The organism is Roseovarius sp. B-10, from assembly GCF_056859295.1.
The window spans coordinates 216,311-238,148 of the sequence record NZ_JBSXOE010000042.1; the positions used below are offsets into that span (position 1 = coordinate 216,311).

General features: G+C 68.1%; 21 protein-coding genes and 1 riboswitch. Of the genes, 15 read left to right on the forward strand and 6 right to left on the reverse strand.

The window, feature by feature from the left end; all coding sequences use genetic code 11:
- The first annotated feature begins 109 nt into the window (after positions 1–109).
- A complete protein-coding gene (locus AC13D8_RS18730) occupies positions 110–958 on the forward strand; it encodes an outer membrane protein assembly factor BamD (RefSeq protein WP_129431930.1) in 849 nt (282 codons plus the stop codon).
- Between the two features lie 39 nt (positions 959–997).
- On the forward strand, positions 998–2,647 hold the full coding sequence (gene recN, locus AC13D8_RS18735; RefSeq protein WP_482970098.1) for a DNA repair protein RecN: 1,650 nt from the start codon (positions 998–1,000) through the stop codon (positions 2,645–2,647).
- 69 nt (positions 2,648–2,716) lie between these two features.
- On the opposite strand, the gene AC13D8_RS18740 is transcribed toward recN, so the two are convergent.
- The 3 genes from AC13D8_RS18740 to AC13D8_RS18750 all read right to left on the reverse strand — a co-directional run bounded on the left by AC13D8_RS18740 (position 2,717) and on the right by AC13D8_RS18750 (position 5,651).
- Entirely contained in the window at positions 2,717–3,028 is a 312-nt protein-coding gene (locus AC13D8_RS18740; protein WP_482970099.1) for an ETC complex I subunit, read from the reverse strand.
- Positions 3,029–3,101: 73 nt separating this feature from the next.
- Positions 3,102–4,898 carry an ABC transporter transmembrane domain-containing protein gene (locus AC13D8_RS18745; protein ID WP_482970100.1) on the reverse strand — a complete coding sequence of 599 codons (1,797 nt, stop codon included), beginning with the start codon at positions 4,896–4,898 and terminating at the stop codon, positions 3,102–3,104.
- 81 nt (positions 4,899–4,979) lie between these two features.
- On the reverse strand, positions 4,980–5,651 hold the full coding sequence (locus AC13D8_RS18750) for an NnrU family protein (protein WP_482970101.1): 672 nt from the start codon (positions 5,649–5,651) through the stop codon (positions 4,980–4,982).
- A gap of 100 nt (positions 5,652–5,751) precedes the next feature.
- A riboswitch (cobalamin riboswitch) is annotated at positions 5,752–5,960 on the forward strand.
- A gap of 138 nt (positions 5,961–6,098) precedes the next feature.
- Between AC13D8_RS18750 and AC13D8_RS18755 the strand changes: the two genes are divergently transcribed.
- From AC13D8_RS18755 to AC13D8_RS18800, 10 genes are all read left to right on the forward strand, one after another.
- On the forward strand, positions 6,099–7,910 hold the full coding sequence (locus tag AC13D8_RS18755) for a TonB-dependent receptor plug domain-containing protein (protein ID WP_482970102.1): 1,812 nt from the start codon (positions 6,099–6,101) through the stop codon (positions 7,908–7,910).
- The gene (locus AC13D8_RS18760) at positions 7,897–8,724 is read left to right on the forward strand and encodes an ABC transporter substrate-binding protein (RefSeq protein WP_482970103.1); all 828 of its coding nucleotides are present in this window, start codon (positions 7,897–7,899) and stop codon (positions 8,722–8,724) included. Before AC13D8_RS18755 ends, AC13D8_RS18760 begins: the two co-directional genes overlap by 14 nt.
- On the forward strand, positions 8,721–9,704 hold the full coding sequence (locus AC13D8_RS18765; protein WP_482970104.1) for a FecCD family ABC transporter permease: 984 nt from the start codon (positions 8,721–8,723) through the stop codon (positions 9,702–9,704). The genes AC13D8_RS18760 and AC13D8_RS18765 overlap by 4 nt, the downstream gene beginning before the upstream one ends.
- Complete coding sequence (locus AC13D8_RS18770; RefSeq protein WP_482970105.1) at positions 9,701–10,459, forward strand: ABC transporter ATP-binding protein; 759 nt, start codon at positions 9,701–9,703, stop codon at positions 10,457–10,459. The genes AC13D8_RS18765 and AC13D8_RS18770 overlap by 4 nt, the downstream gene beginning before the upstream one ends.
- Positions 10,456–11,118: an adenosylcobinamide amidohydrolase gene (locus tag AC13D8_RS18775; RefSeq protein WP_482970106.1), complete on the forward strand. Its 663-nt coding sequence runs from the start codon at positions 10,456–10,458 to the stop codon at positions 11,116–11,118. Before AC13D8_RS18770 ends, AC13D8_RS18775 begins: the two co-directional genes overlap by 4 nt.
- The gene (locus AC13D8_RS18780; protein ID WP_129431921.1) at positions 11,111–11,743 is read left to right on the forward strand and encodes a MotA/TolQ/ExbB proton channel family protein; all 633 of its coding nucleotides are present in this window, start codon (positions 11,111–11,113) and stop codon (positions 11,741–11,743) included. Before AC13D8_RS18775 ends, AC13D8_RS18780 begins: the two co-directional genes overlap by 8 nt.
- Complete coding sequence (locus AC13D8_RS18785) at positions 11,743–12,117, forward strand: ExbD/TolR family protein (RefSeq protein ID WP_482970164.1); 375 nt, start codon at positions 11,743–11,745, stop codon at positions 12,115–12,117. Before AC13D8_RS18780 ends, AC13D8_RS18785 begins: the two co-directional genes overlap by 1 nt.
- 4 nt (positions 12,118–12,121) lie before the next feature.
- Positions 12,122–12,505 (forward strand): ExbD/TolR family protein, encoded by a 384-nt coding sequence (locus AC13D8_RS18790; protein WP_482970107.1) that lies wholly within the window; start codon positions 12,122–12,124, stop codon positions 12,503–12,505.
- Entirely contained in the window at positions 12,502–13,461 is a 960-nt protein-coding gene (locus tag AC13D8_RS18795; RefSeq protein ID WP_482970108.1) for a TonB family protein, read from the forward strand. The genes AC13D8_RS18790 and AC13D8_RS18795 overlap by 4 nt, the downstream gene beginning before the upstream one ends.
- Positions 13,462–13,567: 106 nt before the next feature.
- Positions 13,568–14,611 carry a patatin-like phospholipase family protein gene (locus AC13D8_RS18800; protein WP_482970109.1) on the forward strand — a complete coding sequence of 348 codons (1,044 nt, stop codon included), beginning with the start codon at positions 13,568–13,570 and terminating at the stop codon, positions 14,609–14,611.
- A 28-nt stretch (positions 14,612–14,639) separates the two neighbouring features.
- Here AC13D8_RS18800 and AC13D8_RS18805 read toward each other — a convergent pair whose 3' ends face one another.
- From AC13D8_RS18805 to AC13D8_RS18815, 3 genes are all read right to left on the reverse strand, one after another.
- Positions 14,640–16,037: a helix-turn-helix domain-containing protein gene (locus AC13D8_RS18805; RefSeq protein WP_482970110.1), complete on the reverse strand. Its 1,398-nt coding sequence runs from the start codon at positions 16,035–16,037 to the stop codon at positions 14,640–14,642.
- 190 nt (positions 16,038–16,227) lie between these two features.
- Positions 16,228–16,563, reverse strand: a complete 336-nt coding sequence (locus AC13D8_RS18810) for a hypothetical protein (protein ID WP_482970111.1) — start codon at positions 16,561–16,563, stop codon at positions 16,228–16,230.
- Between the two features lie 61 nt (positions 16,564–16,624).
- Positions 16,625–17,668: an alkane 1-monooxygenase gene (locus tag AC13D8_RS18815; protein WP_482970112.1), complete on the reverse strand. Its 1,044-nt coding sequence runs from the start codon at positions 17,666–17,668 to the stop codon at positions 16,625–16,627.
- Between the two features lie 199 nt (positions 17,669–17,867).
- On the opposite strand from AC13D8_RS18815, the gene AC13D8_RS18820 reads away from it, so the two are divergent.
- The 3 genes from AC13D8_RS18820 (at position 17,868) to AC13D8_RS18830 (ending at position 21,825) form a co-directional block, all read left to right on the forward strand.
- A complete protein-coding gene (locus tag AC13D8_RS18820; protein ID WP_482970113.1) occupies positions 17,868–19,553 on the forward strand; it encodes an NAD(P)H-dependent oxidoreductase subunit E in 1,686 nt (561 codons plus the stop codon).
- 69 nt (positions 19,554–19,622) lie between these two features.
- A complete protein-coding gene (gene ftsY, locus AC13D8_RS18825; RefSeq protein WP_482970114.1) occupies positions 19,623–20,810 on the forward strand; it encodes a signal recognition particle-docking protein FtsY in 1,188 nt (395 codons plus the stop codon).
- 112 nt (positions 20,811–20,922) lie between these two features.
- Positions 20,923–21,825 carry an EamA family transporter gene (locus AC13D8_RS18830; RefSeq protein ID WP_104019454.1) on the forward strand — a complete coding sequence of 301 codons (903 nt, stop codon included), beginning with the start codon at positions 20,923–20,925 and terminating at the stop codon, positions 21,823–21,825.
- The last annotated feature ends 13 nt before the right edge of the window (positions 21,826–21,838 follow it).

A 21,838-nucleotide genomic window follows, 5' to 3' on the forward strand; every position in this document is an offset into this window, starting at 1 on the left:
CCGCGATCACGTTCCCCGCGCCAAACCCGTTTTGCACCGCAGATTTATGTGCTAGAGCGAGAGCGTGGCGGTGGGAACGCCTTTGCGAAACACGACGGGAAGAATGTGCATGACAATCGGCAAGGGTCCGGCGCAGATCGCGGGGGCGGCTCTCGTGGTTCTGTTTCTCGCAGGCTGCGATGGCGGTGAGAGCGTGGAGCGCGGCAATCTCAACTACGAGAATTACACCGCGCAACAGATATTCGAACGCGGCGAGTACGATCTTTCACGAAACAAGCCCAAGCTCGCCGCCCAGAGCTTCGCCGAGGTCGAGCGGCTCTATCCCTATTCCGGGTTCGCCAAGCGCGCGGTCATCATGCAGGCCTTTTCCCATCACCGAGACCGCAATTACGAGGAAAGCCGCGCGGCCGCGCAGCGTTATCTCGATTTCTATCCCGCCGACGAGGACGCCGCCTATGCCCAGTATCTGCTGGCACTGAGCTATTATGATCAGATCGACGAGGTTGGCCGCGACCAGCAGCTCACCTTCGAGGCCCTTCAGGCATTGCGCGAGGTGATCGAGCGCTACCCCGAAAGCGAGTATGCTACGTCTGCGCGGCTCAAGTTCGATCTCGCCTACGATCATCTCGCCTCCAAGGAAATGGAAGTCGGGCGCTACTATCTCAAGCGCGACAACTTCGCCGCCGCGGCCAACCGCTTTCGCGTGGTGGTCGAGGATTTCCAGACCACGACCCACACCGCCGAGGCACTGCACCGCCTGGTCGAGGCCTACCTCTCGCTCGGGCTCGTGGACGAGGCGCGCACCGCCGGCGCGATCCTTGGCCACAATTTCCGCGGCACCGAGTGGTACGAGCAGAGTTACGCGCTCCTGACCGGTCAGGGTCACACGCTCGAGGCCGCAGGTGACGGCTGGTTGCAGGAAATCTACCGCCAGACCGTGCTCGGTCGGTGGCTCTAGGGGGCGGCGGGGTGCGCCCCTGCCCCATGGAATGACCGGATGCTGGCGACGCTCGAAATCCGCGACATGCTCATCATCGACCGGCTGGAGCTCGGGTTCCGGCCGGGGCTAAACGTGCTCACCGGCGAGACCGGGGCCGGCAAGTCCATCCTGCTCGACTGCCTCGGATTCGTGCTGGGCTGGCGCGGGCGCGCCGATCTGGTGCGGAGAGGGGCCGAACGCGGCGAGGTCGTGGCGGTGTTCGAGCTCGGCGCCGATCACCCGGCCCGCGTTGTTTTGGCCGAGGCCGGGCTGCCCGAAGAGGACGACCTTATCCTGCGCCGCGTCAACGCACAGGACGGGCGCAAGACCGCCTGGGTCAACGATCGCCGCGTCTCGGGCGAGGTGCTGCGGCGGCTCTCGGCGACGCTCGTGGAACTGCATGGCCAGCACGATGATCGCGGCCTGCTTGACCCGCGCGGCCATCGCGACATGCTCGACGCCTTCGGCGGGCTGGACGCGCAGCGCAACTCCGTCCGGGCGGCGTGGCGCAACCGCGCCACTGCGCAAAAGGCGCTTGACGAGGCCGAGGCGGCTCTCGCCTCCATGCGCGCCGAAGAGGATTTCCTGCGCCATTCGGTGGCCGAACTTGATGCGCTCGACCCGCAGCCCGGCGAAGAGGCGACGCTCGATACACGCCGCCGCCTGATGCAAGGGGCCGAGCGCATCCGCGAGGATATCGCCCGCGCCGCGCAGGTGATTGGCCTCGATGGGGCCGAGGGGGCAGCGGGCGATGCGCTGCGCTGGCTCGAAGGCGTCTCCGACAAGGCCGAGGGGCGGCTCGATGGTGCACTCGCCGCGCTCTCGCGCGCATTGGTCGAACTCGACGAGGCCGGGCGCGAGACACAGGCCGCGCTCGAGGCACTCGACTTCGACCCGCTCGACCTCGAACGCAGCGAAGAACGCCTCTTTGCCATTCGCGGGCTGGCGCGCAAGCACGACGTTCTGCCCGATGACCTCGCTGCTTTCGCCGACACCCTGCGCACGCAACTGGCTGCGCTCGACGCGGGCGACAGCGATCTGGCGGCCCGCCGCGCAGACCGGGACGCCGCCGCACAGCGCTATGACCACGAGGCAACGGCACTGAGCCACGCCCGCCGCGAGGCGGCCGCTCGACTTGACGCCGCCGTGATGGCCGAGCTTGCACCGCTCAGGATGGAACGCGCCATTTTCACGACCGAAATCGCCCCTGCCGATCCCGGTCCCTCGGGCCACGACGCCGTGAGCTTTACCGTGGCGACCAATCCCGGCGCGCCTTCCGGACCACTAAGCCGGATCGCCTCGGGGGGCGAGTTGAGCCGTTTTCTGCTTGCGCTCAAGCTTTGCCTGTCCGCCCCTGATGCGGGGCTGACCATGATCTTCGACGAAATCGACCGCGGCGTGGGCGGCGCCACGGCGGACGCGGTCGGGCGGCGTCTGGAACGGTTGGCGACAGACGGGCAGGTACTGGTTGTCACCCATTCGCCGCAGGTTGCGGCACGCGGGGCGCATCACTGGCGGGTAGAGAAACGGGTGGAGGACGAGATGACACTCTCGACCGTGCGCACCCTCGACGGGGCCAACCGCGTGGACGAAATCGCTCGTATGCTCTCGGGCGAGCATGTCACCCAAGAGGCCCGCGCCGCCGCCGAGGCGCTGATGGCGGGTTAAGTGACCAGGTCGTGAAGTAACGGTACTTTCCGCGTAATCCGGAAGGCGCCCGGAACTGGCGGATGACGCTTAGTGCGTCCAGACCTGCCGCCGCTTGGTCGAGAAGTTCTCTGCATAGCCGCCGGGGCGGATGTTGGGCTTGCGCTTGTGCGGATCCTGCACCACCGCGTCGATGCCGTGTTCCCGGGCGTACTGAAGCGCCGCCTCTTTCGTGTCAAAACGCAGCCGCACCTGCGCCTGCGTGTCGGCATTCGAGGTCCACCCCATCAGCGGGTCAATCTCCCGCGCAGACTCGGACACGAATTCCAGCATCCATTTCTGCGTGTTGGCCACGCCCGATTGCGTGGCGGTCCGGGCGGGTTTGTAGATGCGTGCGCGCATGGGCGTCTCCGATCTGATGTCTTAGATGTTATCCCAGATTGCGGGGCCTTGGGCAAGGGACCGTTCGCCGCGCTCAGGCCGCGGCGCCATCGGTGAATTGCAGCCGCGCCAGCCGTGCATAAAGCCCGTTTTCCGCGACGAGACTGTCATGCGTTCCCTGCGCCACGATCCGGCCCTGGTCCATCACCACGATGCGGTCCGCCTTCTTCACCGTCGCAAGGCGGTGCGCCACGATGATCGTGGTGCGCGTCTGCGCCATCGCCTCGACGGCGGTCTGCACCGCGCGCTCGCTCTCGGCGTCGAGCGCGCTCGTAGCCTCATCCAGCAACAGAACGGGCGCGTCGCGCAGGATCGCGCGGGCGATGGCGATGCGCTGTTTCTGCCCACCCGACAGCATCACGCCACGCTCGCCCAGATAGGTGTCGTAGCCCTGCGGCAGACGCGCGATGAAATCATCTGCGTGGGCGGCGCGGGCGGCCGCCTCGATCTCGGCATTGCTGGCCTCGGGCCGGCCGAAACGGATGTTCTCGCGCGCCGAGGCGGCAAAGATCGCTGGCTCCTGCGGCACAAGCGCCAGCGCCTGGCGGTACTCGTGCCTCGCCATCTCTGCGAGCGCCACGCCATCGAGCGTGATGCGCCCCTCCTCCGGGTCGTAGAACCGCAGGATCAACTGGATCACGCTGGTTTTGCCCGCTCCCGACGGGCCGACCAGCGCCACCGTCTCGCCGGGCTTGATCGACAGGCTGAAATCGTCGAGCGCCGGGGTCTCGGGCCGCGCCGGATAGGCAAAGCGCACGCCCTCGAACGCGATCGCGCCGCGCACCGGCTGCGGCACGGGCACCGGTGCCGCAGGGTCCCGGACCGGGTCGTCTGCGTGCAGCAGATCTACCAGCCGCTCGGTCGCCCCGGCCGCGCGCTGCAACTCGCCCCAGATTTCCGACAGCGCCGCCACCGCGCCCGCCACCATCACCGCGTAGATCACGAACTGCACGAGGCTACCGGCGCTCATCTCACCGGCCCGCACGTCCCGCGCACCGATCCACAACACGCCGACAATGCCGGTGAAGACGAGGAAGATCACGATCACGGTCATCAGCGCGCGGGTATTCACGCGGCGGCGCGCGACCTCGAAACTACGTTCGGTCACATCGCCGAACCGCGCCCGGCTCTCGCGCTCATGGGTGAATGCCTGCACCGTCTGCACCGACAAAAGAGCCTCGGAGGCGTTGCCGGAACTGTTGGCGATCCAGTCCTGGTTCTCGCGGCTGAGTACGCGCATCTTCCGACCCAGAAACAGGATCGGCACGACCACCAGCGGCACGATCAACAGCACGAGACCCGTCAGCTTGGCCGAGGTCAGCAGCATCAGTACCATGCCGCCCGAGAACAGCAGCAGATTGCGTAACGCGATGGACACGGACGAGCCGATGACAGACAGGATGAGTGTGGTGTCGGTGGTGATCCGGCTCAGAACCTCGCCGGTCATCACCCGCTCGTAAAAGGCCGGGCTCATTCCGATCACCCGGTTGAACACCGCCTTGCGGATATCGGCCACCACCCGCTCGCCCAGCCGCGACACCAGCAGGTAGCGCAGCCCGGTGCCCAGCGCCAGCAACGCCGCAATAACGAGCGCCGCGCCGAAATATTGATCAAGCAGCGCGCCATCCTCGCCGCCGAAATTGTCCACCACCCGGCGCACCGCCATCGGCAGCATCAGCGCCACTGCGGCGGTTAGCACCAACGCCGAGACGGCAGCGGCCAGCAGCTTGCGGTAGGGACGCAGGAACGGCCACAGCTCGGCCAGCGCGCGTACGCGCTTTGATTTCTCGCGATCCAGCAGATCGGCGCCGTTCTCGGCCTTGCGCACCATTCCCGACTACTCCCTCTCGTTCGCACCGGTTCTTGGCGAGTGCGGCGCGCGGGGTCAAGTGCCCCGAATGGTCGCAGGGGCTCACGGCAGGGGCGAAACGCCGATGACCAACGGGTGAAGCGCGAGCAGCCCGACAAACGCCGCAAGACCCAGCCCCAGCCGGGCAACACCGCCACGGACCGAGGCCGGGCGCGGCGGCCACACCGGCACGGCGCGCCGCGCCGCGTCTAGCCGCTCCCACTCGGGCCCGAGTGCCTGCTTGCGGCGGCGGTCCACGATGCGCTGCCCCAGCATCGCGAACCCCGCGAAAAGACCGAAGAGCGCCACATGTGCCAGATCGCCATTGGGCACCATATGCCCGCCCGCCCACAGCGCCAGCGCCACCAGCAGCGGATGGCGCGCGTAGCGCAGGATGCCGGGGCGCGCGGCATCGAACCCGGCTCCCGCACGACCGCCAAAGGAAAACGGGTTGGGCCGCCGGATGGCCAGCGCCGCCAGCACGCAGGCTGCGAGCATCGCGAGCAACGTCACATGCTTCTGCCACGCCGCCCAACCCCAGAGCGGCACATGGGGCGCGCGCCCCGCCGCCATCAACACCCAGTAAAGCACCCCCAGCGACAGCGCCGAGTAGCCCAACGCAAACCCCCGCTGACCGAATCGCGCCACCAGGGCCGATTTCACGCGCGGCCGCAGCGGCAGCGTATGGCTGAGGAAAAACACCGCCAGCGCCACCACATACTCGGCCCAGCCCATGACCCGCACCCTTTCGAAATCCACTTGGCGGCGCAGGGATACCGCGCGCGTGCGACGCGCGGCAAGCGCGATTTACACTTGCGCGAATCTGACTTCAGGCGTAACGCGGGGCTGCTTCGGTCCGGGAAAATACCCCGGTAATAGGGAATACGGTGCGATCCGATCATCGGATCAAATCCGTGACTGCCCCCGCAACTGTAAGCGGTGAGCGAGGCCGGAAAAATGCCACTGCACCCGAGCGGGGTGTGGGAAGGTTCGGCCAAGCGATGACCCGCAAGTCAGGAGACCTGCCGAAGTGATCACCCTATCCGGGCGCGGGGCGCGCCGTGGATAACGGACCTTTTCCGTAGTGGTGGCACTTTCACCGTCTGCGGAGAGGCATGTCCTTTTCCAACGACCGACCCGATGGACAACACTATGCCGACAACCGGTATTGGGGGACATGACATGAGATATCTCGTAACCTGCGCGCTCTGCGCTCTCGCCACAGCCCCGGCCCTCGCACAGGAGGGCTTCGATCTCGACACGATCACCGTGATCGCCAACCAGACCCAGACCGCGCTCGAGCGCAGCGGCTCCACCGTCGAGGTGTTGCCCGCCGAGGAGGTGCGTGACGCGCCCACGGCCAGATTGGGCGATTTCCTGACCTTCCAGCCGGGCATCTCCGCCTCGGCCAACGGCCCACTCGGCACCACCTCGACCGTGCGCATTCGCGGCCTCGGCGGGGCCTACGTGCCGGTGCTCATCGACGGTATCGACGTGACCGACCCCGCCTCGAGCGGCGGCGGCTTCGATTTCGGCGGGCTGACCAATGCGGGGCTCGGCCGGATCGAGGTGCTCAAGGGCTCGCAATCTGCGCGCTTCGGGCTCAACGCCGTGGGCGGCGTCATCAATATCCAGAGCCTACGCCCCACCGAGGACGGCGTCCACGGCTTTGCCGAAGTCGAGGCCGGAAGCTACGATTTCCGCCGGGGCGTTCTCGGCCTCACCGCGCGCACCGACCGCACCGATCTTGCCTTCAGCTTCAGCCGAACAGAGACCGACGGCTTTTCCGCCTCCGCTGCGGGCTCCGAGCCGGACGGCTCCGAGGCGCGCCGGGCCAATCTCTACCTGCGCCACCAGTTCACGGACACGTTCGCCGCCGGGCTTAGCGCGCTCCACATCGACAGCGACGCCGAGTTTGACGAGTTCGGAGGCGACGGAACCGCACCGTTTGACGAGTTCAACACCAGCGAGGCTCACGGCGCGCGTGCCTTTGCCGAGCTCGCCACCGGGGCCTTCGACCACGAATTGGCACTGAGCTATTTCGAGAGCGACCGCACCTCCTTCTCCAACGGTTTCGCCACGCCATTCGAAGGCGAGCGCCAGCGCATCGACTACCGCGGCAGCTATGATTCTGGCGGCATCTGGTCGGTCAATTTCGGGGCGGACTACACCGAGGAAGAAGACCTCAACCTCGCCATCGACATCACCGGCGTGCAGGGCGAGGTGCTGCTCGCCCCCACCGACGCGGTGGATATCGCCCTCTCCGTGCGCCACGACGACCATTCGGAGTTTTCCGGCGAATGGTCCTCGCGCGCCGCGCTTGCGTGGCGGATCCAGGAGGACTTGATCCTGCGCGCCTCGGCCTCTGACGGGTTCCGCGCGCCCACTCTGGTGCAGCTCGACCCGTTCTTCGGCAACCCGAATTTCCAGCCCGAGACCAGCGAAAGCTACGATCTCGGGATCGAGAAGCGGTTCGAGGGCGACGATTTCGTCCGCGCCACGCTGTTTCGCACCGATATCGACAACCAGATATTCTTCGATGGCACCTCGACCCGCTGTCCCAGCGGATTCGGCTGTTTCGAGACCGGCGATTTCAAGGGCAAGGGAATCGAGCTTTCGGGACAGGTGGCGATCAACGCCTTCCTGACCCTGACCGGTGCCTACACCTATACCGATGCAGAGCAGAACAGCGCCGCCGCCGCGCGCGTGCCCGAACACGACGTGGCCATCGGCCTCGGCGCCGCGATCTCGCCCCGGCTCGACGCGCAGTTCACGGTTCAGCATATCGGCGGCGTAACGCCGTCGCCCTTTGCCCCGGCGGCGAACAAGGTGGGCGACTACACGCTCTTCCACGTCAACGCCACATACCGGGTCACCGACAGCGTCGATGCCCTGCTCCGCGTGGAAAACCTCTTCGACGAGGATTACGAGACGGCGGGCGGGTTCAATACGCCTGGCCGCGCGGCCTATGCGGGGCTGCGTGCGTCTTTCTAGGCTCATAGCCCTTGGCCTGGCCCTCGCGCTCGCGGGGGCCTCGGTCAGCGCCGGCCCGGCTCCTGCCCGTGTCGTGTCGATCAACCTGTGCACCGATCAGTTGGCGATGATGCTGGCCGCCCCCGGACAGCTCGTCTCGGTCTCCGAGCTGGCCGCCGATCCGCACAGCTCAGCGATGGCCCGCGAGGCCCGCGCCTACAAGGCCAACCACGGCCGCGCCGAGGAGGTCTACCTGCTCGATCCCGACCTCGTGCTGGCCGGGATCTATACCGATCCCGCAACAGTGGGAATGCTGCGTCAGGTGGGGTTGCGCGTGGTGCAGTTCGACACCGTGAAATCTCTCGACGACACCCGCGCACTGATCGCAAAAATGGCGCGCGTGCTGGGCCACGAAGAGGCCGGCGCGGCGCTCATTGCCGAATTTGACGCGCGGCTAAAGACGCTGCGCGCGGAGACCACGACCCATAGCGCCGCGCTCTACCACCCCAACGGCTACAGTCTGGGCAGCGGGACGCTGGCCGACGACATCCTGCGCGCCGCCGGATTCAGCAATGTCGCGCGCGCTCTCGGCCTGCGGGGCGGCGGCACGGTGCCGCTGGAGCGGCTGGTCATGGCCGCGCCCGACCTGCTCATTCGCGGCACTCCACTGCCCGGCGCCTCGCGATCCGAGGCGGTGATGACCCACCCGGCCCTAGCCGCCCTCACCGCCGACACCGCCGGCTTGCGCATCACTTCGCCTGACTGGATCTGCGGCACGCCACACGTGCTGGACGCGGTGGAAACGCTCGTCACCGCGCGGGAGGGGCTGCAATGAAACCGCTCGCGCTCGGCCTCTCGGCGCTCGCGACCGCCCTCTTCCTCGCCTCGCTCAGCGTGGGGCCCGCGCACATCGGCGCGCTTGATGGTCTGTCGGCGCTGATCCTTGGCGGCGACGGTCCCGAACCGCTGGTGATGCGCGAAATACGCCTGCCCCGCGCGCTTCTCGGCGTGATGATCGGGGCGAGTCTCGGGCTCTCGGGTGCCGCGCTTCAGGGCTACCTGCGCAACCCGCTGGCCGAGCCGGGACTGATCGGCGTGTCGGGCAGCGCCGCGCTGGGCGCGGTGCTGGCTATCCATACCGGCCTCGCCGCCGTCACCACGCTCGCCCTGCCGGTCGCGGCGCTGGCGGGCGCGGGCTCCGGCGTGCTGCTGATCCTGCTGCTGGCGGGGCCGCGCGGCGGGTCGATCACGCTGATCCTCGCCGGCATCGCCATCTCGGCACTCGCCGCGGCGCTCACCTCGCTGGTGCTCAACCTCTCGCCCAACCCCTATGCCGCCTCGGAAATCGTGTTCTGGATGATGGGCTCGCTCGCCGACCGCTCGATGACCCATGTCTGGCTCGCGGCTCCGCTGATGCTGGCGGGCGGGGTGGCGCTCCTGACGCTGGGGCGCGGGCTCGACGCGCTCACGCTGGGCGAGGACGCGGCCGAGGCAATGGGGCTGCGTCTCGCGCGCCTGCGGCTCACGCTGGTGCTGGGCACCGCGGCGATGGTCGGCGCGGCGGTGGCGGTGGCCGGCGCCATCGGTTTCGTCGGCCTCGTGGTGCCGCACCTCCTGCGCCCGCTCGTCGGCGCGCGGCCCTCGCGGCTTCTCTGGGCCTCGGGCCTCGGGGGCGCGGCGATGGTGCTCGCCGCCGATATTGCCGTGCGTCTCGTCCTTCCCGAACGCGACCTGAAGCTCGGCGTGCTCACCGCCATCGTCGGTGCGCCGCTCTTCCTCCACCTCATCTACAAAACGCGGGGAGGACAGGCATGACCCTGCTTTCCCTGCACGATCTCTCGGTGCGCCTGCGCGGGCGGGCGATCCTCACCTACGTCACCCTCGACGTGGAGGCTGGCGAGTTCATCGGCCTCATCGGCCCCAACGGCGCGGGCAAGACCACGCTCATGCGCGCGGCCCTCGGCCTGCTGCCGCACGAGGGCACAAGCAGCCTTACTGCCCTGCCACCGCCCGCACGCGGGCGGGCCGCGGCGTGGATGCCGCAGGCGCGCGACATTGCCTGGCCGGTCACGGTGGAGACACTGGTCGCGCTGGGGCGGACGCCGCATGTCAGCGGCTGGCAGGGGATGGGGCCGCAGGATCGTGCCCACGTGGACTCCGCGCTCGAAACGATGGGGCTTGAGCACCTCCGCCACCGCACCGCGACGCGGCTCTCGGGGGGCGAGCAGGCGATGGCCCTCATCGCCCGGGCGCTCGCACAACAGACCCCCCTCTTGATGGCCGACGAGCCGATCGCGGGGCTCGACCCGGCCAACCAGATCGCCACCATGCAGGTCTTTGCCCGGCTGGCGGGCGAGGGCCGCGCGGTCATCGCCTCCCTGCACGACCTCGGCCTCGCCGCACGACATTGCACGCGGCTCATTCTTCTCGGCGAGGGGGGCATCGCCGCCGACGGCCCGCCCGCCGAGGTGCTCACGCCCGAAAACCTCGCCCGCATCTTCCATGTCAGCGCCCATTACGCGACCACGCCCCAGGGCCCTGTCTTCCAGCCGCTCGAGGTGATCCGATGACCGCGCCCCGCCTCGATCCCCCCTGGCTTTGCCTCGACCTGCCGCACGAGATGCCGGTGCTTAGCTGGGCCGTGAACCGGCCCGGCCTCGTGCGCGCCCGGCGCATCCTGTGGCGCGAGGTGCGCAATACCGATCTGCCCGAACATCTCGACGTGATCCAGTGGCTCGACGCGCAACTGGCCGCGCGCGACGCGCGTGACGCGGTCTGTTTTCTAACGTCCTGCGACATCGCCCGCTTCACCGCCGCCGAGGCCGAGGCCGACGGCATCCGCGCCCACGCCGTGGCAACCGTGGGCCTCTCCAACGCCGAGTCGGTGGGCACCCGCCGGCCCCTCGCCACGCATGGCTGGGGCACCATCAACGTCGCGGTGGAGATCGACGCCGCTCTGACCGAGGCCGCCCGCCTCGAGGCGCTCAGCATTGCGACCCAGGCCCGAACCGCCGCAATCATGGCCGCGAAAATACCCCTGCCCACCGGACCCGCCACCGGCACCGGCACGGATTGCATCGCCATCGCCGCGCCCGACGGGACCACGCGCTATGCCGGGCTCCACACAGGCGTGGGCGAGGCCGTGGGCCGCGCCGTGCATGACGCGGTTGCGCGCGGCGTGGCGCTCTGGCAATCCACCGACACCGCCAAGGAGGCCCGTCATGGATGAGACTACTCTCACCGGCTTTCTCGACCGCGGCGGCCCGGCGCTCTGGGTGATCGCCGCGCTTTCCGTGCTGACGCTGGCACTCATCTTGTGGAAAATCTGGCGCCTGATGCTCACCGGCGCGTGGTCGGGCGCGATGACCGAACGCGCGGTGGCGCTCTGGCAGCACGGGCAGGCTACCGAGGCCACGGCCCTCCTGCGCCCACGCCGCAGCCTGCGCGCCCGGCTCGCCCTTGCCGCGATGGAGGCAGCACAGGCCTCCCGCTGGACCGAGGCGCAGGCACGCGAGGAAACCACCCGCGTTGCCAAGACCCTGCTGAACGAGGCGCGCACCGGCCTGCGCGTGCTGGAACTCATAGCCACCATCGCGCCCCTCGTGGGGCTGCTGGGCACGGTGCTGGGCATGATCGCCGCCTTCCAGGCGCTTCAGACGAGCGGCAGCAGCGCCGACCCGTCCGTACTCGCCGGCGGCATCTGGGAAGCGCTGCTGACGACGGCGGCGGGCATGGCCGTGGCGATCCCCGCCTCGATGGCTCTGACCTGGTTCGAGAGCGTGGCCGACCATGTGCAGGCCGACATGGAGGACGCCGCCACCCGCATCTTCACCACGCCGGAGGCGCGGCCATGATGCAGTTCGGCACACCCCGCCACGCCCGCCGCCCGAGCCTCACGCCAATGATCGACGTGGTGTTCCTGCTGCTGGTGTTCTTCATGCTGGCGGCGCGCTTCGGCCATGACCTGGGCCTGCCCATGGCCACAGGCGGCGGCGCGACGGTCTATGACGGCCCGCCGCGCCTGGTGGTCATCGGCCACGACAGCCTCACCCTCAACGGGCAGGCCATTGCCCCCGAGGCCCTGCCCGCGGCGCTCGACCCGCTGATGTCCGCACCCTCCGACATCGTCGTGCTGCGCCCCGCCGAGGGCGTGCCCCTGCAACGGCTCATAAAGGTGAGCGACGGCCTGCGCGCCGCCGGTCTGAGCCGGATCGTGGTGGTGGAGTAGGCCCATGCAGTTCAGCCTTCCCCGCCGCCGCCGTACACCAGAGCCCATCGTGCCCATGATCAACGTGGTATTCCTGCTGCTGATCTTCTTCCTGATGAGCGCGCAGATCGCGCCCCCCGCCCCCTTCGACGTGACCCTTCCGAAAAGCGCAGACGGAGACCACGCCGCACCCACCGACACGCTTTACATGGATGCCAAGGGGCGTCTCGCCTTCAACGAGGCGCGCGGCGACGCGGTGCTCGACGCCCTCACCGCCCGCGCCACGCCCGACGAGGCCCTGCAAATCCGTGCCGATGCGCGGATGGAGGCGCGCGCGCTGGCCCGACTCCTGCCGCAGCTGGCCGCGCGTGGGATCGCGCAGGTCGAGATCGTGACGGGGGCGAAATGATCCGGGGGCTGGAATTCGCGGGCTTCGTAGCCCTCGCCGCCGTTGTCCATGCCGGGCTCTGGACCGCCGCGCCCGAGGGCGGCGGCGCGGGCGGCGAGACCGGGACCGATACCGCCACGCTCGCCGCCTCCACCCCGCAGATGGCCGCGCTGGTCGAGACCTGGCAGCGCCCGGTCGCGGTGCAGGACGCGGCCCCCGCGGCGCGTCCTGCACCCGCACCGGATACCCAACCCGTGGCGCTGCGTCCCGAGGCGGGTCACGCAGCCCCGCCCACGCCGGACGCCCTGCCCGACACCACCCGCGCCCCCCACCGTCCTCAGGTGGAGAGCACACCACTCCCCCTGCCCGTACCGCGCGTAGAGACCCGCGCCCCCTCCGCGTCGCAGCCGCCCGAGGCACCGCAAGAGGCAGCCCCCACGCCAGCGAACCGCCCGGTCCCAACTCCACGTCCCGCCAGGCCCGACGCGCCCCGCGCCCCGGCAATGGCAGCCCTGCCACAGGTGGACCGCAGCCCGCCTGCCGAGCAAGCCCCGCCGCCGCCGGACACGCGACCCCGGGCGCGCCCCGCCACGCCCGCCCCTGCAAGGCGCGAGGAAGTCGCCCGCGGCACCGGCGGCGCGCAGGCGGGCGGCCAGGCGCAAACCAGGTCCGCCGCCCGGATCGACGACGCGACCCGCGCCAGCCTGATGGGTCAGTGGGGTGGGGCGATCCGCGCGCGGATCGAGCGGCACAAACGCTACCCATCCGGCACGCGCGCTTCCGGCACCGCGCATCTCGTGCTCGACGTTGCCGCCGACGGGCAGCTCCTCGGCGTGGGGCTGCGGCGCTCCTCTGGCGACGCGCGGCTCGACGCGGCGGCGGTCAGGGCGGTCCGCCGCGCCCGCCTGCCCGCCGCGCCCGACCGCCTGCCGGGGGCACGCCACCGCTTCAACCTGCCGGTGGCGTTCACCCGCTGATCCCACGCGACCGTGCCCCCCCTCCCCCCGCGCCGCATTTCCCCTACATCCCGTGGGCAATCTGCGCTAAGACAGGGCGCGCCGCGACGCAGCAAGGAGACCCGCGATGGCCAAACGGCAGAAACCCGTCAACCTCGCCCTCCAGGGGGGTGGGGCGCATGGGGCCTTCACTTGGGGTGTGCTCGACTACCTGCTCGAGGATGGCCGCTTGCGCATCGCGGGGGTCTCGGGCACCTCGGCGGGCGCGATGAACGCGGTGGCGCTGGCCGACGGCTATACCCGTGCAGGCCCCGATGGCGCGCGCGCCGCGCTCGACGAATTCTGGCGCTCGATGAGCGCGAGCGCCAGCCACACACCGCTTCAACGCACGCCGATGGATCATGTGACCGGCAATTGGGGGCTGGAAAACAACCCGTTCTATCATTTCATGAACGCGCTCACTGGCGTCGCCTCACCCTATCAGCTCAACCCTCTCAACATCAATCCGCTGCGCGACCTGGTCGAGGAGAGCGTGGACTTCGAAATGGTGCGCCAGTGTACGGCATTCGAGCTCTACATCTCCGCCACCAATGTCGAGACGGGCCGGGTCAAGGTCTTCCCGCGCGAGCACCTGACCGTGGACATGGTGATGGCTTCAGCCTGCCTGCCGCATATCTATCAGGCGGTCGAGATCGACGGCGTACCCTATTGGGACGGCGGCTACATGGGAAACCCGGCACTGTTCCCGCTCTACGGCAAGACCGGCACCGACGATATCGTAGTCATCCAGATCAACCCGGTCGAGCGCAAGGGCACCCCGCGCACCGCCCAGGAGATCCAGAACCGGATGAACGAGATCAGCTTCAACGCGAGCCTGCTCAAGGAGTTACGCGCCATCGACTTCGTCGATCGGCTGATCCGGCAGGGCAAGCTCACAGTCGATCATTACCGCCCCGTCAAGGTCCACCTGGTCGAGAACGAGAACACGCTGAAACCGATGGGGGCCTCGTCCAAGATGAACGTGGAATGGGCGTTCCTCACCCGCCTGCGCGATGTCGGGCGCGAGACGGCCGCCGCGTGGCTCGATAGCTGCTTCGACCGGATCGGCGAGGAAAGCACCGTCGACCTGCGCACCATGTTTCAGGGGATCGGCGCGGAGCACCAAGGATAGAGGCGCGGGTCTGCCGCCGCACGCCACCCTATCCTACGCGATACGGCAGCACCCCGCGCTCGTCGGGCGTGACCTGCAACCGCCGCTCCAGCGGCGGGACCGAGCGCTGGTGGCACTCGGTACGATCGCAGATGCGGCACGAAATCCCGATCGGCTCGAAAGCGCGGGCATTGGTCACGTCCAGGTCGTCGGCGTAGACCAGATCGCCCGCGTGCTTGACCTCGCAGCCCAGCGCGATCGCAAATCGCCGCACCGGCGCACCAAAGCTGCCGCCGGGTTTGCTGACATCGCAGGCAAGGCTGATATAGCGCACCCCGTCCGGCGTCTCGGCCAGCTGCCGCAGGAACCGCCCCGGCGTCTCAAAGGCGCGATGCACGTTCCACAAGGGACAGGCGCCGCCGAAACGGGCGAATTGCAGGCGCGTGGCCGAATGGCGCTTGGTGATCGTGCCCGCCTGATCGACCCGCACGAAGAAGAACGGAATGCCCTTGGCGCCCGGGCGTTGCAGGGTCGAGAGCCGATGACAGACCTGTTCGATCGACGCACCGAAGCGCAGCGCCAGAACCTCCAGATCGTGGCGAACGGTCTGCGCCGTGCTCAGGAACGCGCCATAGGGCATGAGCGCGGCCCCGGCGAAATAATTAGCCAGCCCCATCTTTGCGATGGCGCGCGCGGCCTCGGACTGGAAGCGCGCGAAATCCAGCGTCGCCTCCAGCAGGTTATCCTGCGTGAGGAGCGCCAGTTGCAGCAAGAGTTGAAAGCGCCGCGTCTCCGCCGGTGCGCGCGCCGAAAGCGTCAGCGTGCCCGTCTCGCGATCGAAATGGCGCAGCGTGGTGGTATCCGCCTCGGTCACGCCGATTCCCATGTCCCGCAGCCGCGCGCGCGCCAGTACCTCGATTCCACCCGGGCCCGCGCCCTCGGCCAGCCGCTCGGCGGCGCGATCCACCGCATCGATGTAATTGTCGCAATAGTGGAAGAAATCGCGCACCTCGTCCCACGGGCTTGCCGGGCTGCGCGCATCCTCGCGCCCCAACGCCTCATCGAGGCTCGCCAACCGCTCGTGGGTCTGTCGATAGGCGCGGTGCAGTTCGAGAAACGCCCGCGCCAGCGCCGGCGCATTAGAGGCGGTCAGCCGCAGATCGGCCAGTGGCGGCGGTTCGGCACCAAAAACCGGGTCAGCCAGCGCCTCGCGCATGTCAGAGACCAGCCGCTCGGCATCGCCGGTGCTCAGCTCTGTGACGTCAAAGCCGAATTCCTGCGCCAGCGCCAAGACCACGGTCGTCGAGAGCGGGCGGTTGTTGTTCTCCATCTGGTTGAGATATGGCAGCGAGACCCCCAATTTCGCGGCAAAATCCTTTTGAGTGAGCCCCAGCCGCTGACGCGTTTCGCGCAGCTTGACCCCGGCATAGAGTTTCCGCGTAGCCATGGTCTCGACCCTTCCTTCGCAGATTTGCTTATCTCGCAGAGTAGATTTGCAAATCGGTCAGAGCAAGCGCCTTGACTGACGCGCGGGCACTGCTGACGCGGTTATGGATAACTAGCGAAATGTCGGTTTTTTAACATTCTGACCCCGTAAGTTTCTTACGGAGCGGGCGTGGAGATTGATAATCAAAAACTCACACGCCGATCTTTGGCCCTGGGCATTCCAGCGGTTCGCGCGATTTGCGCACCTCGTAGAGCTCGGTCATCGGCGTCTCGCCCTCAAACCGCGCAACCAACCTCCCGGTTCGGCGCTCGAAGCTCCAGCATTGCGGCTCGGATCGGTTCTCGTAGACGAAGCAGATGAGCGAACCTTGCGCATACCAGTACCCCTCCTGACATTCGCCATCGAGAAAGGACCACCGCACCCGACGGCCGGGCAGGTACTCCTCGGCTCCGTAGGGCTCCTCGCCCTCGGCCCCGTAATAGAAGGTCTGCCCGCGCGTGTAGGTATCAAATTCCTCTGCGCCCATCCCGGCCAGGGAAGGACCAGCCAGAACGAAAGCAAGGACAAAGGAAATCAGGCGCATGGCCTCAGCTTGCCAGATCGCCCGCCGACACGCCACCGGTTTCGCGCCACCGCGCCGCCCGCCGGTCCATCATCCGCCGCCAGAGCGGCGGCACCAGCGCCACCACCGCGCAGACCGGCAGGGAATGCGGCAGTATCGGCATGGCGTCAGGCGCGAGCTGCAACGCCGGAAAGGGCCGCGACGGTGTCACGTGGTGGTCGGAATGGCGCGGCGCGTTGAGCGTCATCGCCGAGGAATACCAGTGCGGCGCGTTCCACGAATGCGCCGGGCCCACAGGTTCCATCCGCCCGTCCGAACGCCGTATACGGCGTAGCCCGTAATGCTGCACGTAATCCGACAGCAGGATCTGCACCTGCGCATACCCCGCGATAACGCCAAGGGAAACAACGCCTTGCCACCCCCAGAACACCGCTGCACCCACCAGCATCACCGCCGCCCCGCCAAAGTAGAGCGCATAAGGGTGCCGCCAGACCGCACCGCGGTGGCGGCGCGTCTCGGCAGCCAGCCCGGCGCGGAACGCCCCACCCCATGCCCGCAATGCGTAGCGATAAAACCCCTCGCCGTGGCGCGCGCTGCTCGGGTCATCGGCGGTGGCGACATGAACATGATGAACATGCAGATGCGCGCTCGCGTGGTGACCGAATAGCAGCGAGGTATAGATGAGTCGCCCCAGCCGCCGCTTGGCCCGTGCGCCGCGATGGATCAGCTCATGCGCCGCCGGATGCCCGATCTGCCCGGCCACCAGCCCCGCCGCAACCGCCAGAAGGACCCGCTCGACCGGGTCGAGCCCGCCCGCCCCGGCCACCCCGCGCACGGCCAGCGCCAGCACCACGAAATGCCCCGCCCCCAGCACGACCAAGAGCCTGTCACCACCGGGAAACTCGGCCTGCGGGTCGGCGTTAACCATGCCGCGCGCCTTGAGCCGATCAAGGCAGAACACAAACACCGTCACATACCCAACAGCCAGCCAGCCCCACACCCCGCCCCAAAGCGCGGCGAGCGCCACCAGCACCAGTGGCAAGGATGCGGCGAGCGCGAAGAGAAACATGGGCCAGCCCCGGCTTGTGATTTGCCTTTGACGTGCGCAGATTACCCTGCAAACCACGGCACGCACAGGGCGCAACCCGTTAAAACATGCGGCATTACACGGCAAGACAACGCATCCGGCGCCGCAAATGTCGCTTTTGGTCCCGCCATGACGCGACCGGAGGGATATGGCTTCGTCAGCGACGCAGGAGGACAGCGCAATGGCACTCGACGAACGCAAGGGCGTCTGGAAATCCGGCAAGGGCAAGGGACGGCACACGCCCAAGGGCCGCCAGCTCGAGGATCAGGCCTGGGAGGAGGTGCGCGCGCTCATCGGCGACGCCCCCCGGCGGCGCGACCTGCTGATCGAATACCTGCACCTGATCCAGGACGAATACGGCCACCTGTCGGCGGCGCATCTGCGCGCGCTGGCCGAGGAAATGCGCATCGCACAGGCCGAGGTCTACGAGGTGGCGACGTTCTACGCGCATTTCGACGTGGTGAAGGAAGGCGAGACGCCGCCCCCTGCGCTGACCATCCGGGTGTGCGATTCGCTATCCTGTGAACTCGCGGGCGCACAACAGCTCAAGGCCGCGCTTGAGGATGGGCTCGACCCGACGGAGGTGCGCGTTGTGCGCGCACCCTGCATGGGCCGCTGCGATACCGCGCCGGTGCTGGAACTGGGCCACAATCATATCGACCACGCCACGCCGGAAAAGGTGCAGGCCGCCGTCTCCTCTGGTGACACGCACCCGCATATCCCACAGTATCAGACATTTACGGACTATACCTCAAGCGACGGATACGCCACCCTGCGTGCCCTGCGCGCAGGCGGTGATTTCGAAACCGTGCAGCAGACGCTGCTCGATTCCGGCGTCCGAGGCCTTGGCGGCGCGGGCTTCCCCTCGGGCAAGAAATGGGGCTTCGTCCGCGCCGAGGCGGGGCCGCGCTACGTCGCCGTCAATGGCGACGAGGGCGAGCCAGGCACGTTCAAGGATCGCTTTTACCTCGAGCGGGAACCTCATGTTTTCCTTGAAGGAATGCTGATCGCCGCCTGGGCGGTGGAGGCCGAGCGCTGCTTCATCTACATGCGCGACGAGTACCCTGCCGTTCTAGAGATTTTGCGCCGTGAAATCAGGGCGTTGGAGGACGAAGCTCTCATTGATCCCGGGTATGTCGAGCTGCGCCGCGGTGCGGGCGCCTATATCTGCGGCGAGGAATCGGCGATGATCGAATCGATCGAGGGCAAACGCGGGTTGCCACGCCATCGCCCGCCTTTCGTCGCTCAGGTGGGTGTCTACAACCGCCCCACGCTCGTCAACAACGTGGAAACGCTCTACTGGGTGACGCGTGTGCTGCGCGAGGGCGGCGATATCCTGTCGGGCGTCGAGAAAAACGGGCGCAAGGGCTTGCGCTCCTACTCGGTCTCGGGCCGGGTGAAAAACCCCGGCGTGCACCTTCTGCCCGCAGGCTCGACCATCACCGATATCATCGAAGCCGCCGGGGGCATGCTGGATGGCCACACGTTCAAGGCCTACCAGCCGGGCGGCCCCTCCTCGGGCCTCTTGCCCGCCTCGATGAACGACATCCCGCTCGATTTCGACACGTTGCAGCCGCATGACACCTTCATCGGGTCGGCGGCCGTGGTGGTGCTATCGGATCACGACCGTGCGCGCGACGCCGCGCTCAACATGCTGCGCTTCTTCGAGGATGAAAGCTGCGGGCAATGCACGCCCTGCCGGGTGGGCTGCGAGAAGGCGGTGAAGCTCATGCAGGCCGACCGCTGGGATCAGCCGTTGCTGGAGGAGCTGTGCGGTGCGATGGCCGACGCCTCGATCTGCGGGCTGGGCCAAGCAGCCCCTAACCCGATCCGGCTGACCATGCGGCATTTCCCCGAGGAAATCTGAGGGCCGCACGGGCTTCCATATGCCGCCGATCCGAAGTAGGGATCGGGTGATCGGCGGCATGGAGGGCGCATGGCGTTTTTCTCGAAGCTCAAGGAACGGTTGTTCAAGTCTTCGTCGAAACTCGACGAGGGGCTCGACGCGATCGTGCAGGAGGGCGGCGACCCGCCCGAGCCGGAGCCCCGGCCAGAGCCTGAGCCCCGCCCCGAACCGCCCACCATCCCGCCGCGGCCCGACGAGACCCCGCCGCCCGCGCCGCAGGAGGCCCCCATTGAGCGCCCCGACGAGGTGCCGCCACCACCCTCCGAGGCCACGGCCACGCCCGCTCCGCTGGAAATCCCGGCCGACCCAGCCCCTTCGGACGCCCCGCGCGCAGGGTTTCTCGGTCGGCTGCTTGGCCGCGGTGACGCCCGCGGCGCCCCGCGCCGGGTGCTCGACGACGACATGCTCGAAAGCCTCGAGGACCTGCTGATCACCGCCGATATGGGCGTCGACACCGCCGCCCGCGTCACCGCCAACATGGCCGAGGGGCGGATGGGCCAGCGGCTTTCCTCGCGCGAGATCAAGTCGATCCTCGCGCGGGAGATCGCACGCATCATGGAGCCGGTGGCGCGCCCCATGCCGCTCTATTCAAAGCGCCCGCAGGTGGTGCTGGTGGTGGGCGTCAATGGCTCGGGCAAGACCACCACAATCGGCAAGCTCGCCAGCCAGTTCAAGGCGGCGGGCAAATCCGTGGTGATCGCGGCGGGTGACACGTTTCGCGCCGCCGCCGTCGAGCAGTTGCAGGTCTGGGGCGATCGGGCGGGCGTGCCGGTGATGACCGCGCCCGAAGGTTCCGACCCGGCGAGCCTAGCGTTCGATGCCATGACAAAGGCCGAGGCCGATGGCGCGGACCTGTTGATGATCGACACGGCGGGGCGCTTGCAGAACCGCGCCGACCTGATGGAGGAGCTGGCCAAGATCGTCCGCGTGATCCGCAAGAAGGATCCGGACGCACCACACAACACGCTACTGGTGCTCGATGCCACGACGGGGCAGAACGCCCTGAGCCAAGTTGAGATTTTCCTCAAACTCGCCGATGTCTCGGGGCTGGTGATGACCAAGCTCGACGGCACCGCGCGCGGCGGCGTTCTCGTGGCGCTGGCCGACCGCTTTGGCCTGCCCATCCACGCCATCGGCGTGGGCGAGCAGATCGACGACCTCGCACCCTTCGACCCGGAGGAATTTGCCGCCGCCCTCACCGGCCTCGACGCTGCATGAGCCGCACCCCTGCTTCTTCTTGGCGGAAATACTCCGGGGGGTTTGGGGGGCTGGTCCCCCAAGCAAACACGCGGTTTGGGAGGCAGGCCCCGCAAGTGACGGCCCCCGCCGCATGAGCGCCTGGCTGATCTCGCTGGAAGGAACCGAGGCCGGCAGCCTGCTGGCCACCACCCTCGCGGTGATGGCCGCGTTTCTGCACGCCGTGTTCGGCGCGCTGCAAAAGGGGCGGCACGATCCGTGGCTGAGCCGCGGCGCGATTGACGCCTCTTACTCGCTGATGGCCGCGCCCTTCGCGCTCTTTGTGGTGCCGTGGCCAGAGCCGCATATGTGGCCCATCTTCGCAGGCGCGGTGCTCATCCATATCGGCTACAAGGTGTTGCAGGCGATGGCCTATTCGCGCGGCGCCTACACGGTGGTCTACCCGGTGGTTCGCGGCACCGGGCCGCTCTTTGCCGTGATCGGCGCTTGGCTCCTCTTTGGCGAGCGCTTCACGCCCACGCAATGGCTGGGCGTCGCGGTGCTTTTGTCGGGTATCTACGGGCTCGCGATCTACAACCTGCGCTTCTATCCGCTGCAGCGCGACACGCTGCGGATGGCGCTCGGCCTCGCGGTGGCGACGGGGCTGTTCGTGGCACTCTACACCACCTATGACGCCTACGGCATCCGCGCGAGCGCCGATCCCTTCACCTTTCTCGCGTGGTTCTTCATGTTTGACGGGTTATCGATACTGCCGCTGGCGTGGCGCCGATGGCGCGCGATGCCGGTGCGGCCCGCGCCCGGGCCGCTGGCGGTGCGGGGGGTGACGGGCGGGCTGGTGGCATTCCTATCGTTCGGCTCGATCATGCTGGCCACCCGGCTCGACAAGGTAGGCGAGGCGGCGGTTCTGCGCGAGACCTCTACGGTCTTTGCCGCGCTGATCGGCTGGCTGGTGCTGCGAGAGACGGTCGGGCCGCGGCGCATCGCGCTCATGGGGTTGATCGCCGCTGGGGCGGTCATAGTTGAATTCGGCGGCTGAAACAGGAGATGTC